This is a genomic window from Rhodococcus sp. UNC23MFCrub1.1, assembly GCF_000686025.1.
GTDB lineage: Bacteria > Actinomycetota > Actinomycetes > Mycobacteriales > Mycobacteriaceae > Rhodococcoides.
This window is the reverse complement of the sequence record NZ_JMLQ01000003.1, coordinates 254751-269297: the sequence shown is the minus strand read 5'-3', so window position 1 is coordinate 269297 and position 14547 is coordinate 254751. Positions and strand designations below refer to the sequence as shown.

At 70.0% G+C, this 14547-nt stretch carries 11 protein-coding genes; 6 read left to right on the top strand and 5 right to left on the bottom strand.

Annotated features, from left to right (window positions below; all coding sequences use genetic code 11):
• Window positions 1-20: 20 nt before the first annotated feature.
• Window positions 21-1388 carry a protoporphyrinogen oxidase gene (locus BR07_RS0109215; protein ID WP_027505204.1) on the bottom strand — a complete coding sequence of 456 codons (1368 nt, stop codon included), beginning with the start codon at window positions 1386-1388 and terminating at the stop codon, window positions 21-23.
• Window positions 1385-2455 carry a uroporphyrinogen decarboxylase gene (hemE, locus tag BR07_RS0109210; RefSeq protein ID WP_027505203.1) on the bottom strand — a complete coding sequence of 357 codons (1071 nt, stop codon included), beginning with the start codon at window positions 2453-2455 and terminating at the stop codon, window positions 1385-1387. The genes BR07_RS0109215 and hemE overlap by 4 nt, the downstream gene beginning before the upstream one ends.
• An 82-nt stretch (window positions 2456-2537) precedes the next feature.
• Here hemE and BR07_RS0109205 point away from each other — a divergent pair, with 82 nt between their 5' ends.
• The 5 genes from BR07_RS0109205 (at window position 2538) to BR07_RS0109185 (ending at window position 8990) form a co-directional block, all read left to right on the top strand.
• A complete protein-coding gene (locus BR07_RS0109205; RefSeq protein ID WP_027505202.1) occupies window positions 2538-3146 on the top strand; it encodes a DUF3000 domain-containing protein in 609 nt (202 codons plus the stop codon).
• A gap of 26 nt (window positions 3147-3172) precedes the next feature.
• On the top strand, window positions 3173-4492 hold the full coding sequence (locus BR07_RS0109200; protein ID WP_027505201.1) for an HRDC domain-containing protein: 1320 nt from the start codon (window positions 3173-3175) through the stop codon (window positions 4490-4492).
• 65 nt (window positions 4493-4557) lie between these two features.
• The gene (locus BR07_RS0109195; protein WP_027505200.1) at window positions 4558-5784 is read left to right on the top strand and encodes a thiolase family protein; all 1227 of its coding nucleotides are present in this window, start codon (window positions 4558-4560) and stop codon (window positions 5782-5784) included.
• A gap of 5 nt (window positions 5785-5789) precedes the next feature.
• A complete protein-coding gene (locus tag BR07_RS0109190; RefSeq protein WP_027505199.1) occupies window positions 5790-7889 on the top strand; it encodes a 3-hydroxyacyl-CoA dehydrogenase NAD-binding domain-containing protein in 2100 nt (699 codons plus the stop codon).
• 90 nt (window positions 7890-7979) lie between these two features.
• A complete protein-coding gene (locus tag BR07_RS0109185; RefSeq protein ID WP_027505198.1) occupies window positions 7980-8990 on the top strand; it encodes an iron-siderophore ABC transporter substrate-binding protein in 1011 nt (336 codons plus the stop codon).
• Between the two features lie 6 nt (window positions 8991-8996).
• Here the strand turns inward: BR07_RS0109185 and dxs are convergent, their stop codons facing one another.
• Entirely contained in the window at window positions 8997-10886 is a 1890-nt protein-coding gene (dxs, locus tag BR07_RS0109180) for a 1-deoxy-D-xylulose-5-phosphate synthase (protein WP_027505197.1), read from the bottom strand.
• 149 nt (window positions 10887-11035) lie between these two features.
• On the opposite strand from dxs, the gene glsA reads away from it, so the two are divergent.
• Entirely contained in the window at window positions 11036-12880 is a 1845-nt protein-coding gene (gene glsA / locus BR07_RS0109175) for a glutaminase A (protein ID WP_027505196.1), read from the top strand.
• A gap of 14 nt (window positions 12881-12894) precedes the next feature.
• On the opposite strand, the gene BR07_RS0109170 is transcribed toward glsA, so the two are convergent.
• Together BR07_RS0109170 and BR07_RS0109165 are read right to left on the bottom strand one after the other, a co-directional pair.
• A complete protein-coding gene (locus BR07_RS0109170; protein ID WP_155956977.1) occupies window positions 12895-13749 on the bottom strand; it encodes an anti-sigma factor in 855 nt (284 codons plus the stop codon).
• The gene (locus tag BR07_RS0109165; protein ID WP_268788561.1) at window positions 13742-14425 is read right to left on the bottom strand and encodes a sigma-70 family RNA polymerase sigma factor; all 684 of its coding nucleotides are present in this window, start codon (window positions 14423-14425) and stop codon (window positions 13742-13744) included. The genes BR07_RS0109170 and BR07_RS0109165 overlap by 8 nt, the downstream gene beginning before the upstream one ends.
• Window positions 14426-14547 lie beyond the last annotated feature (122 nt).

Below are 14547 nucleotides of genomic sequence, written 5' to 3'. Positions count from 1 at the left end.
CGGCCGTCCCGATCGGGCCGTCAGGCCAGCGCCTCCGCCAGCCGGGCCGCCGCCGCGGATGCCGTCGCGACGCACGCGGGAACTCCGACGCCGTGCAGGTACGCGCCCGCGAGTTCGAGTCGGCGCACCGCCGAGGCGGCGTCCTCGACGCGGGCCACGAGGTCGGTGTGGCCGGGGCGGTACTGCGGCAGTCCGCCGTGCCAGCGCTGCACGAACGTCGTCGTCGGCTCCTCGTCCACACCGAGCACCTCACGCAGATCCGTGCGGGCCGCCGACACCAGGTCGACGTCGGGCCGGTCGACGATGTCCGCGTCCCCGAAGCGTCCGAAGGAGACCCGCACCAGCTGGCCGCCGCGCTCGGCGAGATGCGGCCACTTGCGGCTAGACAGCGTGAATGCTTTGGCGCGCAACGGAACACCGGAGGAATCGAGCTCCCCCGTGGCGACCAGGACACCCGAGTTCTGCGGTAGTCCCCCGTCCTCGAACCCGAGGGCCACCACCGCCGACGAGGCGAGTTCCACGTCCCCGAGTTCCCGCGCGAGTGCGGGCGCCGTGTCGAGCAGCATCGAGACCGTCTGCGGTGCGGGCGCGGCGAGGACGACGCCGTCCACCACCCCGACGCCGTCGACGTGCCACGCGCCCCGGCCGTCGGACGTCACGCGCCGCACGTCCGCGGCGACGAGTTCGGCACCGGAGGCGGCGAGCAGCGCGTCGAGAAGCACGCCGTAGCCACCGCGCAGTCCGCCGAACACCGGTCCCGGCGCCGGCGTCGGGCGCGCTCGCTCGACGGCGTCCACCAGCGACGGGGCACCGGCGTCGAGGGCCGCGGCGAGAGTCGGCACCGCGGCGCGGATGCTCGTGGTGACGGCCAGCCCGGAGTAGACGCCGCCCAGCAGCGGGTCGACGCTCCGCGCGGTCACCTGGGAGCCGAAGCGTTCGGACACCAGGTCACCCACCGACGCATCGTCGCCGGGCGTCCACCGCAGCGGCCGGTCACGATCGGTGTCGATGCGGCGGCACGTGGCGTCGTCGACCAGAGTCCGCACCGAGTCGGACGTGGCCGGGATGCCCATCAACGTGCCGGTCGGCAGTCCGTGCAGTGCGCCGCCCGAGCGCAGGAGCGGGCGGGCGGCGGGCGACGGCCGCACGAGCTGGTCGGCGAGTCCGAGCTCGTCGAGCAGAGCGGGAACCTCGGGACGACGCGCGATGAACGCCTCGGCACCGACGTCGACCGGGCCACCCGCCAGGTCCACGGACCGGAGTTTGCCCCCGATGCGCGGCGCCTTCTCGACCACCACGATCCGCGCGGCTGGTCCCAGCGACTGCCGCAGCCGGTACGCGGCCACCAGTCCGCTGATGCCCGCTCCGACGACGGCGACCGAGGTCACAGCGAGTGCACCAGCTCCACCACCGACGTCACCACGTCGGGATCGGTGGCGGGCAGGACCCCGTGGCCCAGGTTGAAGATGTGCCCGGTGGCGCCGGCCGCGAGTGCGGCGTCCGCCTCGCCCACGATGCGGGTGACCTCACGGCGCACCGCGTCGGGGCCCGCGAACAGCACGGCGGGATCGAGATTGCCCTGCAGAGCCTTGCCCGGACCGACTCGACGAGCGGCGACGTCGAGCGGGATCCGCCAGTCGACACCGACGACGTCCGCGCCCGCCTCCCCCATCGCCCCGAGCAGCTCGCCCGTCCCGACACCGAAGTGGATGCGCGGCACGCCGGCCGACGCCATGGCCTCGAACACGCGGCTGGAGTGGGGGAACACGAACTCGCGGTACTCGGCGAGTGACAGCGCCCCGGCCCACGAGTCGAAGAGCTGGACCGCGTCGACGCCGGCATCGGCCTGCGCGGTGAGGAAGGCGATGGTCATGTCGGCCAGCGACGAGAGCAATGCGTGCCACGTCTGCGGATCCGAGTGCATGAGCGCCTTGGTGCGCTCGTGGTTACGACTCGGACCGCCTTCGACCAGGTAGGACGCCAGCGTGAACGGTGCGCCCGCGAAGCCGATGAGGGGCACGTCCTTCAACTCGGCCAGGAGCAGGGAGATGGCCTTCGCGACCGGCTCGATCTGCTCCGACTGCAGGACCGGCAACGACTGCACGTCGGCCACGGACCGCACCGGGTTCGCCACGACGGGACCGGTGCCGGCCACGATCTCGAGGTCGACGCCGGCCGCCTTGAGCGGCACGACGATGTCGGAGAACAGGATCGCCGCGTCGACCCCGTGCCGCCGGACCGGCTGCATCGTGATCTCGCAGACCATCTCGGGGTCGAAGCACGAGGCGAGCATGGAGGTGCCCTCCCGCAGCGTGCGGTACTCGGGCAGCGACCGACCGGCCTGACGCATGAACCACACGGGCCGACGCGACGGCGTCCGTCCCGTCGCGGCCGCGAGGAAGGGAGCTTCGGGCAGGCTTCGACGCGGGCCGACGGCGTCAGGGATGGTGTTCATCGGCGTCCATGCTGCCAGAGACGCACACCTGCCCGGCGCGCCTCCTCCGCTGGGCCGACGGTCGCGGCTAACGTCCGCACACGTGACCACGTCCGAGAGCGCCTCGCAGCCTGCGCCCTTCCGCGCCGCCATCGACGCGATGCACCGGGCGACGGTCCACCCGAGCATCGAGGTCGGGCCTATCCGGCCTCCGCAGCGCCTGGCACCGTTCAGTTACGCACTGGGGGCCGAGGTGCGCCACTCCGAGACGGAGTCGGTGCCCGAGCAGAGCGAGGGTGACGCGTTCGGGCGTCTCATCCTGTTGTACGACCCGGACGGCGACGAGGCGTGGAACGGCACCATGCGCCTGGTCGCCTACATCCAGGCCGACGTCGACGCGTCGCTGGCGTCGGATCCGCTGCTGCCCGAGGTGGCGTGGAGTTGGCTGGTCGACGCGTTCGAGGCGCGGTCCGAGCCGCTGACGGCGCTGGGCGGCACGGTCACCTCGACGAGTTCGGTGCGGTACGGGGACATCGCCGGCCCGCCGCGTGCCCACCAGCTCGAGCTGCGGGCCTCGTGGACCGCGCTCAGCGAGGAACTGTCGGTGCACGTCGAGGCGTTCGGTGAGGTTCTCGCCTACGCCGCGGGGCTGCCCCCGGCGGGCATCACGGCGCTGGGTGCACGCGCCGACTCGGGCAGCTCCGACGCCTGATCGTCGGACAGCCTAGAGTTCGAACAATGCCCGACACGCCCGACTCGACTCCTGCCTCCTCCGGCGACACCGCCGTCGAGCCGGAGGCGACTCCCCTTCTCGCTCCACGCGAGGGGGTCCCGCCGTTGACGGACACGGCGGACGCGGTGCGAGCGGCCGCGGAGCTGCTGGCGTCGGGAACCGGACCGTTGGCCGTCGACGCGGAACGCGCATCGGGTTTCCGATACTCGGCTCGCGCGTATCTGCTGCAGTTCCGTCGCCGGGGTGCGGGCACCGTCCTGCTCGATCCGATTCCGGTGGTCCGCGACGGTGGTGTCGAGGCGCTCGCGGGCTTCGCCGCCGTCGTGAACGACATGGAGTGGGTACTGCACTCCGCCGATCAGGATCTGCCGGGGCTCGCCGAGCTCGGCATGACGCCCGAGTCGCTGTACGACACGGAGCTGGCGGGCCGACTCGCCGGCTTCGACCGTGTCGGTCTGGCGGCCATCGTCGAACGGACGTTGGGCCTGTCGCTGCAGAAGGGTCACGGTGCGGCGGACTGGTCCACCCGACCGTTGCCCGACACCTGGCTCAACTACGCGGCACTCGATGTCGAGGTGCTCGTCGAGTTGCGTGACGCCATGGCCGAGGAGCTCGAGAGCCAGGGCAAGACCGACTGGGCCGCACAGGAATTCGAGTACATTCGCACCGCACCCCCGGCGCCTCCCAAGCCCGACCGCTGGCGCCGCACCTCCGGTATCCACACCATCAAGAACGCGCGGACGCTCGCCGTCGTCCGCGCTCTGTGGACCGCCCGCGACGATCTCGCGCGCCGCCGCGACATCGCGCCGAGCCGCGTCCTGCCGGACTCCGCGATCGTCGCCGCCGCGCAGAGGAACCCCGCCACGGTGTCCGAGCTGAACGCGTTGCCCGTCTTCGGCGGACCTCGTCAGCGTCGCCAGGCGCGCGTGTGGATGGACGCGATCGAGCACGCCCGCGCACTTCCCGACGATGCGCTGCCCCCGGTGACGCAGCCCTTCGTGGGGCCGCCGCCGGTCAGTCGGTGGGCGCGGCGCGATCCGGAGGCCGCCGGGCGTCTGTCCGCCGTCCGCGACGCGATGGCCGCCCTGTCCGCGGATGTCGCGATTCCCGTCGAGAACCTGCTGACTCCCGATCTCGTCCGTCGCATCTGCTGGGACCACCCCGCTCTCGTCGCGGAGTACGGGACGGACGAGGACGTGATCGTCGACCGTTTCCTCGAGGCGCACGGGTCGCGGCCCTGGCAGCGCGCGGTGGCGGGCCCCGTCGTGGCAGCAGGCCTACGGACCGCCGCTGAGTCGAGGACGGCCGAAGTTACCGGCGAGTAGGCACGGGTTAGAGTGGGCGCGCGAGCCGGGCGTCCGGCTCGTTCCAGCGCCTGCCGGAAGGAACCATGTCTTCTCCGAAATCCGCTCCCGCTCGATCCGCGTCCAGTCGTGGCGTCGCGTTCGTCGACGGTGTTCGTACGCCGTTCGGCAAGGCCGGCCCCAAGGGTATGTACGCGGACACCCGAGCGGACGACCTCGTGGTCAAAGCGATCCGTGAACTGCTCCGCCGCAATCCCGAACTGCCACCCGAGCGCGTCGACGAGGTCGGCATCGCCGCCACGACGCAGACCGGCGACCAGGGTCTGACCATCGGCCGCACGTCGGCACTGCTCGCCGGGCTCCCCCGCAGCGTGCCCGGTTTCGCCGTCGACCGGATGTGTGCGGGCGCGATGACCGCGGTGACCACCACCGCGTCGGGCATCGGCTTCGGACAGTACGACGTCGTCATCGCCGGCGGCGTCGAGCACATGGGCCGGCACCCGATGGGCGAGGGCGTCGATCCGAACCCGCGCTTCCTGGCCGACAAGCTCGTCGACCCGAGTGCGCTCGTCATGGGCAACACGGCCGAGAACCTGCACGACCGCTACCCGTCCATCACCAAGGACCGCACGGACGCCTACGCCGTCGCGAGCCAGGAGAAGTACGACGCGGCGAAGAAGGCCGGACTCATCGGCGAGACGCTCGTTCCCGTTGCGACCAAGTCCGCCGCCGGGTGGGGCCTCGCCACCGAGGACGAACCGCCGCGCCCCGGCACGACCCTGGACGATCTGGCGAAGCTCAAGACTCCGTTCCGGCCCGCCGGACGCGTCACCGCCGGCAACGCCGCCGGACTCAACGACGGTGCGACAGCGGCGATCCTGGCCGGCGAGGACACCGCCGCGGAACTCGGCCTGAAGGTCGGGATGCGCATGGTGGGCTTCTCGTTCGCCGGCGTCGATCCGGCCGTGATGGGCATCGGTCCCGTCCCCGCCACCGAGAAGCTGCTCGGACGCACCGGCCTGTCCATCGAGGACATCGGCCTCTTCGAGATCAACGAGGCCTTCGCCATCCAGGTCCTCGCGTTCACCGAGCACTTCGGTATCGCCGACGACGACGCCCGGATCAACCAGTGGGGCGGCGCCATCGCCTGCGGCCATCCCCTCGCGTCCTCGGGCGTTCGACTGATGACCCAGCTCAGCCGGCAGTTCGCCACTCGCCCCGATGTCCGCTACGGCCTCACCACCATGTGCATCGGCCTCGGCATGGGCGGCAGCGTCATCTGGGAAAATCCCGCCTACGACGGAAGCAAGTGATTGCCATGACTTCTGCCTTCTCCGATGAAGTGGTGACCCACGCGTTCACCAGGATCGTCACCGTGCCCGGCCTCGACGGCCCGGTCGCCATCGTCACGCTCGACAACGGCTTCGACCACACCAAGCCGTCCACCTTCGGACCCGCCGGACTCACCGAGCTCGATGCGGCACTGGACGCGGCCTACGCGGCGAATCCGGTGGCCGTCGCGGTGACCGGGAAGCCGTTCATCTTCGCCGTCGGCGCGGACCTCAACGGTGTGCCGAACATCTCCGACCGCGCCGTCGCGCTGGAGATCGGCACGTTGGGGCACAAGGTGTTCCGCCGCCTGCGCGAGTCCACGGTGCCCACGTTCGCGTTCGTCAACGGCGCCGCTCTGGGCGGTGGACTCGAGATCGCGCTGCACTGCCACTACCGCACCGTCGCGGACAACGCTGCGGCACTGGGGCTCCCGGAGACATTCCTGGGCCTCGTTCCCGGCTGGGGCGGAACGCAGTTGCTGCCCAACCTGATCGGGCCGGCCAATGCCGTCACCGTGGTGATCGAGAACGCGCTCAACCAGAACCGCATGCTGAAGCCCGCGGACGCGCAGAAGCTCGGAATCGCCGACGAGGTCTTCGGCGGCGCCGACTTCCTCGAACAGTCGCTGCTGTGGGCCGCGAAGGTCGTCTCCGGTGACGTCACCCCCGCCCGCCCCGACATCGACCGCGGCCAGGGCTGGGACGACGCGATCGCGCGGGCCAAGGCCATCGTCTCCGGCAAGACGGGAGACCACGCACCGGGACCGGTGCGCGCCGTGCAGCTGCTCGAGCTGGCGAAGTCGACCGACATCACCGACTCCGCGTCGCTCGACGCCGCCTTCGCTGCCGAGGACGAGGCGTTGGCCGACCTTCTCATGGCCGACGAACTGCGGGCCGGGCTCTACGCATTCGACCTCGTGCAGAAGCGTGCCAAGCGGCCTGCCGGAGCGCCCGACAAGTCCCTCGCCCGGAAGGTCACCGGCGTCGGCATCGTGGGCGCCGGCCTCATGGCCAGCCAGCTCGCCCTGCTGTTCGTACGTCAGTTGAAGGTGCCGGTGATCCTCACCGACATCGACCAGGAGCGCATCGACAAGGGCGTCGGCTACGTTCACGCCGAGATCGACAAGCTGCAGGGCAAGAAGCGACTCTCCCCCGACGCGGCGAACCGTCTCAAGGCGTTGGTGTCCGGATCGCTCGACAAGTCCGCATTCGCGACGACCGACTGGGTCATCGAGGCAGTGTTCGAGAATCTCGACGTGAAGAAGAAGGTCTTCGCCGAGCTCGAGGAGTTCGTCTCCCCCGAGACGATCCTCGCGACGAACACGTCGTCGCTGTCCATCACCCGTATGGCGGCGGAGCTGAAGCACCCCGAGCGGGTCGTCGGATTCCACTTCTTCAACCCCGTGGCCGTTCTTCCGCTGCTGGAGATCGTCCGCGGCGAGAAGACCGACGATGCCACGCTCGCAACAGCATTCGCGACGGCGAAGTCTCTGAAGAAGTCGGCCGTGCTGATCGCCGACAAACCCGGCTTCGTCTTCAACCGCTTGCTCACCCGCGCCCTCGGCGAGGTCATGAACGCGATCGACGAGGGCACGCCCTTCGACGTCGCGGACAACGCCATCAGCGAGCTCGGCATGCCGATGAGCCCGCTCACGCTGCTCTCGCTCGTCGGCCCCGCCGTCGCACTGCACACCGGCGAGACCATGGCCGAGTACTACCCGGAGCGGTTCCACGACTCCCCCGGCCTGCAGGCGATGGTCGCGAACAAGAAGTCCGCGGTGTGGACCTACGGCGCCGACGGAGCCAAGACCGTCGACCCCGAGATCGCCGATCTGTGGCCGCAGGGCGACTCACCGTCGACGGCCGAGCAGGTGCTCGATCGCACCCGCCGCGCCTTCGCGGAGGAGATCGACATCATGCTGCAGGAGGGCGTCGTCGCGGCCGCTCAGGACATCGACCTCTGCCTGATCCTCGGCGGCGGCTTCGGGTTCTGGAACGGCGGCATCGTTCCGTACCTCGATCGCACGGGCACCTCCGAGGCCGTCACCGGTCACCGGTTCCTCGACAAGGGTGTCGCCAGCGTGTGATGGGGCTGCGCCCTCGTGCGCCCTTTGCGCATCCCTGGATACGCGAAGGGCGCACGGGGCCGGAGGCCATACATAGGTTAGGCTAACCATGTGAAACGCTCTCGCCTTCTGCCCGCCGTCGCGGCCACCGCCGCGCTCGCCCTCGTCGCCGGATGTTCGTCCGATGCCGACTCCGACGTGCCCGCCGCCGCGTCGGGTGGCGCGTTCCCCGTCACCATCGACCACGCCTTCGGTTCGACCACCATCGACGCCGCACCGGAGCGCATCGTCACGATGGGCTGGAACGCACAGGACATCCTCGGCGCCCTCGACATCACGCCCGTCGGCCAGCCGAAGTACACCTATGGTGCCGACGAGAACGGCGTGATGCCGTGGGCACAGGAGTTCTACGACGCGGACGCCACCACCCTGTACGAGGATCCGGCTGCGGGTGAGCCCGACGTCGAGGCCCTCGCGGCCCTGGCACCCGACCTGGTGCTCGCGCCCTACGAGGGTTTCCCGCAGTCGTACTACGACACGTTGTCCGCTGTCTCGCCCGTCGTCGCCTACCCCGGTGAGGCCTGGCAGACGACGTGGCAGGACCAGACCACGATGATCGGTGAGGCAGTCGGGAAGCCTACGGAGGCACAGGCTCTCATCGACGGTATGGGCCAGCGGCTCGCCTCGGAGGCCGAGGCCAATCCGGAGTTCGCCGGCAAGACCGTCGCGGTGGTGAACCTGGACACGGACGCCGGTCAGGCGAACGTCTACATGCCGTCCGATCCACGCGTGCAGGTTCTCAACGAGATGGGCTTCGTCAACGCCCCCGGCGTCGTGGCACTCGACGAAGCCGACTCCGCGGACACCTTCTTCTCCACCGTGTCGCTGGAGAACGTGCAGAGCTTCGACGCCGACGTGATCGTCGCGTTCACTCCGGAGGGCTTCGACCTCACCTCGGTTCCGGCTGTGGCGACGCTGCCCGCGGTCGCCTCCGGATCCGCGGTCGCGCTCAGTGACGAGCAGGTCATCGCCGGTCTGAGCAACGTCAACCCGGTGAGCACCCCGTGGGTACTCGACCGGATCCTCCCGCAGTTGAAGGACGCCGCCACCAAGGCGACGTAGCGACCGTCAGATGTCGCCGGGCCGGTGTGCGATCCATCCGCGCACCCGGCCGGCGATGTCCGACGGGGTGAGGCCGATGTCGGCGTGAATGCGATCCCGCGAGCTGTGGTCCAGGAACTGCTGTGGCACACCGAGATCCCGACAGGGGACGTCCACGCCGCCGGCGCGCAGGGCAGCCGACACGGATGCACCGATGCCGCCGTGCAGACCGCTGTCCTCGAGCGTGACCACCAGGCGGAAGTCCGCGGCGAGCTTCACGAGCGAGTCCGGAACGGGCAGCACCCACCGCGGATCGACGACTGTGGCCGAGACACCGTCCGCGGCGAGTTCTCGCGCCGTGTCCAGTGCCAACGACGCGAACGGACCGACGGCGACGAGGAGTACGTCCGACTCCCCCTCGGGTTCGTGCAGCACGTCGACGGAGTCGTCCAGACGCCGCACCGCCTCGATGTCGTCGGGAATGGCGCCCTTGGGGAAGCGCAGCGCGGTGGGACCGTCGGACACCGCGAGTGCCTCGGCGAGTTCCTCGCGCAGGGTCGCTCCGTCGCGAGGCGCCGCCACGCGCATGTTCGGCACGATGCCGAGCAGCGACATGTCCCACATGCCGTTGTGGCTGGCGCCGTCCGATCCGGTGACCCCGGCGCGATCGAGCACCAGGGTGACCGGCAGGTTCAGTAGTGCCACGTCCATCAGCAACTGGTCGAACGCCCGATTGAGGAACGTCGAGTAGATCGCCACCACGGGATGCAGACCACCGAGTGCGAGACCGGCGGCGGACGTGAGCGCGTGCTGCTCGGCGATGCCCACGTCGAAGAAACGGTCCGGGAACACCTCGCCGAACGCGGCGAGCCCGGTGGGTCCGGCCATCGCGGCGGTGATGGCCACGACGTCCTCGCGGTCGGTTCCCAGGGCGATGAGTTGACGGGAGAACTCCGACGTCCAGTCCGGAGCCGCGACGCTGGTCGCCAGGCCGGTGAGCGGGTCGATGACTCCCGTCGAGTGCATCTGGTCGGCGACGTCGTTCTCGGCGAACGAGTAGCCCATGCCCTTGCGCGTCACCGCGTGGACGATGACCGGCCCGCCGAAGGCCTTCGCGCGGCGCAGCGCCGATTCCAGAGCCGCCTGATCGTGTCCGTCGACCGGACCGAGGTACTTGATGCCCAGATCGGTGAACATGACCTGCGGGCTGATCGCGTCCTTGAGGCCGGCCTTCATGCCGTGCAACATGGCGTACGCGGCCGACCCGACCACGGGCAGGTTCTTCACCATGTGACGGCCGGTGTCCAGCGCGCGCTCGTAGTTGGGCTGCAGGCGCAGCGTCGCGAGATGGTCGGCGAGGCCGCCGATGGTCGGCGAGTAGGAGCGACCGTTGTCGTTCACGACGATCACGACGGAACGATCCTTGCCGGCCGCGATGTTGTTGAGCGCCTCCCAGCACATGCCACCGGTGAGGGCGCCGTCCCCGACGACCGCGACGACGTGACGATCGCCGCGCCCGGTCAGCTCGAAGGCCTTGGCGAGGCCGTCGGCGTAGGAGAGGGATGCCGAGGCGTGCGAGGACTCGACCCAGTCGTGCTCGCTCTCGCTGCGGGACGGGTAGCCGGACAGCCCACCCTCCTTGCGCAGGGAGTCGAATCGGTCCGCCCGACCGGTGACCATCTTGTGCACGTACGCCTGGTGGCCGGTGTCGAAGATCACCGGGTCACGAGGCGAGTCGAACACGCGGTGGATGGCCAGAGTCAGCTCGACGACACCGAGATTGGGTCCGAGGTGGCCACCCGTGGCAGACACCTTCTCGACCAGGAACCGACGGATCTCGTCCGCCAGTTCGGCCAGCTCCACCGGGCCGAGGGCACGCAGGTCGCTGGGCTCGTGCACGCCGTCCAGAACACCCAACGAAATCGCTCCCCTCCGAAGATTGCCTTGTCGTCCGTCGTGCCGTGAGGCACTCGGACAGGCCAGTTCGGACAAGTCTACGTGGACCCGGATCGGCGGGTTACCGTACGAGCGCCGAGCCGCGGCACAGAATCGAGAGAGTGGTGACGATGACCGACGTCGTGCAGGAGATTCTGGAGGAGGTCCACGCGCTGTGTGTGGCGGACACCTCCGGTGGCGTCGCCGACTACATCCCCGAACTGGCGGCCGCGAACCCCGATCGCTTCGGTATCTGCCTCACGACGGCCGACGGCCACGTGTACCAGGTGGGCGACACGGACGTGCCCTTCACGATCCAGTCGGTGTCCAAACCGTTCACCTACGCCCTCGCTCTCACCGATCGCGGCGAGACCGCGGTGGCCCGCAAGATCGACGTGGAGCCGTCCGGTGAGCCGTTCAACGAGATCAGCCTCGACCCCGTCACCGAGCGCCCGCGCAACCCGATGATCAACGCGGGCGCCATCACCTCCGCGTCGCTGGTGCGAGGCGCGACGCCCGACGAGCAGTTCGAACGGATCCGGGCCTCGTTCTCGCGGTACGCGGGACGCGAACTCGCCATGAACGCCGCCGTGCACGCCTCCGAATCACGCACCGGCCATCGCAACCGCGCCATCGGCCACATGCTGCGCTCCTTCGGCATCGTCGAGGGCGATCCCGACGCGATGGTCGATCTCTACTTCCGCCAGTGCTCGCTGGACGTCACGTGCCGCGACATCGGCGTCATGGCGGCGACCCTCGCCAACAACGGCCTCAACCCGTGTACCGACGTCCTAGCCCTCGAACCGGTGCTCGTCGAGCGTGTGCTGAGCGTCATGACGACGTGCGGCATGTACGACGGAGCCGGCGACTGGGTCAACCGCGTCGGACTCCCCGCCAAGAGCGGTGTCGCCGGTGCGGTGCTCGCGGTCCTGCCCGGTCAGCTCGGTATCTCGGTGTTCTCACCCAGACTCGACGCCCACGGCAACAGCGTGCGCGGAGTCAAGGCGTGCCGCGAGCTGTCCTCGCGCCTCGAATTGCACTTCCTCCACGTCGGCCGGGCCGCACGCAGCGCCGTGCGCGCCGAGTACACCGTCGCCGACTCCCCCTCTCGTCGCCGGCGCACCGCCGCCGAACAGGAGACGCTCGCCGCGCGGGGACGCCGAGTCCGCGTCTTCGAACTGCACGGCGATCTGCTGTTCTCCGCAGCGGAGAGCGTCGTGCGCGCGGTGTCCACGGCCGTCGACCACGGCGCCGACGACGGGAGCGCACTCGACGGCGTGATCCTGGACATGCGTCGGGTCGACGAGGTGAGCGACGTCGCCCGCTCGATGCTGGACACCCTCGCCGCCGGGCTCCGCCGACAGGGTTGTGCCGCCGTCCTGGTCGATCCCCGAGCTGCGATGGCGCACACCGTGTCGTCCCTGTCCGAACACGACGGCAGTGGCCGGGTCTTCGACGATCTGGACTCCGCACTGCGCTGGGGCGAGGACACCGTCCTCGACCGGTGGTGCGGCGGCGCACGGCAACCCACGGAGGTGACGGTCGGTCAGCACCCGATCGTCACCGCGCTGGACGAGGCCCACCGCGATGCGGTCACCTCCCGCACGACGGACGCGCAGTACGGCGCAGGCACCGTCATCGCCGAGGTCGGTGACGTGTCACTGGGTCTGGTGATGGTGCTGTCCGGCCGCGTCGCGGTCGACTTCATCGGCGCGGACGGCCGGGCCCGCGCCGTGTCGACGCTGTCCGCCGGCATGAGTTTCGGTGAGATGCCGTTGGTCCGGCGCTCGCGCTTCGGGCTCCGCATCACCGCGGTGAAGGACACCACGGTCGCGATCCTCGGCCCGAAGGACTTCGACGCGCTGACCGAGAGCAACCCCGCTGCGAAGACAGCCTTGCTGGAGGTGCTTCTCGATCGCGCGTACGAGCAGGCCGAGTCGATCGTCGCCGCACTGCGCCGTTCCGGCGTCGTCTGAGCCGGCGGCTGCGCTCAGGCGTCGAGCGTGACCGCGGCGATGGGCGTGGTGGTGGGTGCGTCCGAACCGCTCTCGGGCTCGACCGTCACCGCCCACGTGGTCGCGTCGCTCAAGCCTGTGACGACGTGCTCGCGCGCGGGCGTGGCGGCATCGGCGGGGACGAGACCTGCCGGGCGCGGCGCGGGATCCTCTCCGATGAGCCACATCTCGAACACCTTGCCGTCGCCGGGCTTCGCGAGCCCGTCGAGCGTGACCACGGCGGCGTCCTGCGAGCGCGACCAGCGCACGGTGGCGGTACCGCCACCCTCGACCTCGACGGTGCTGGTCCTGATGTCACCGGCCGCAAGCACCTGCGACGTGGGCGACGACGGTGCGTCTCCCAGTTGCTGCGTGACCACGGCGCCGCCCACTCCGACGATCACGACGGCCGCCGCGGCTGCCGCGAGCACGCGCAGGCGTGTGCGGCGGCGATCGTCGAGCGACACCACCGGGGCGACCGGAGCGTCGTCGATCGGATCGGCCAGTGGCCGGGCATCACCCTGCGGAGTGCTCTCCACCGCGGCGAGAATGCTCGCACGCAACGACGAGGGCGGTTCCGCGGCCGTGGACGACGCGCTGAGCGCCATCGTCTCGTCGACCGACTCGACGATGCTCTCGAACCACGACCGCGTCGCCGCGTCCGACTGCGCGAGCCTGCGTTCGATGTCCGCCCTCTCGGCGGGGTCGATCGCGTCCAGTGCGTAGGCGTAGGCGTCGTCCACCACGCTGTCGTTCATCTCGTTCACGTCCTGCATCGCATCCTGCTCCGACACGTCGTCGGGTGCGGACGCGTCGTCATGGCGGCGATGGCGACCTTCTCCGTCACTCACCGGTCTCCACCCCCAGACAATTCTTCAACTTGATCAGACCGTCCCGGATCCGGGACTTCACGGTGGGAACGGCCACGCCCAGGCGCTCGGCCACTTCCCGATACGTCAACCCGCTGTAGTACGCCATCCGTACCGATTCGCGTTGGGTCTCCGTCAGCGTGTCCAGGCATCGGACCACCGACTCCGACTCCAGGGTCTGGGTCACGGATTCGAGGACCTCGTCGTGCGCGGGACTGTGGGTCGAGGAGCCGTAGAGCGCCTCGCGATCCGTGCCGGACTGCTCCGACCGGACACGGTCGACGGCGCGGCGATGCGCCAACGTCATCATCCAGGCGAGCGGAGACCCCTGCGCGGGGTCGTATCGGTCGGCCGTCTTCCAGATCTGCAGGAACACCTCCTGCGCGGTCTCCTCGCTGAACCCGGGATCGCGCAGCACACGCAGCACCATGCCGAACACCCGAGACGAGGTCGCGTCGTACAGATCGGCGAACGCTCGGCGGTCACCGGTGGCGACACGTGCGAGCAACGCACGCAGTTCGTCGGCCTCGGCGACACGCCGACGCTTGAGGTCGGGATCGGGAACGGGGCACGACGGATCGGCGGTGTCGTCCGGGGCGCGTCGGTGCCGAGGCTCGCCGGCGCTCGGGTCGGCTGCGCTCGTACCTCCGGCGCTCACAGACCCCCACCTCGCTGCGAGACGTTCATCGTCGAGTTCATCGACCATGAGACTAGTGGCCATCGTCGTCATATCCTCACCCCCTCGGCGATCGTGGTCCTGCGCGTCGCGGTCCTGGCGTA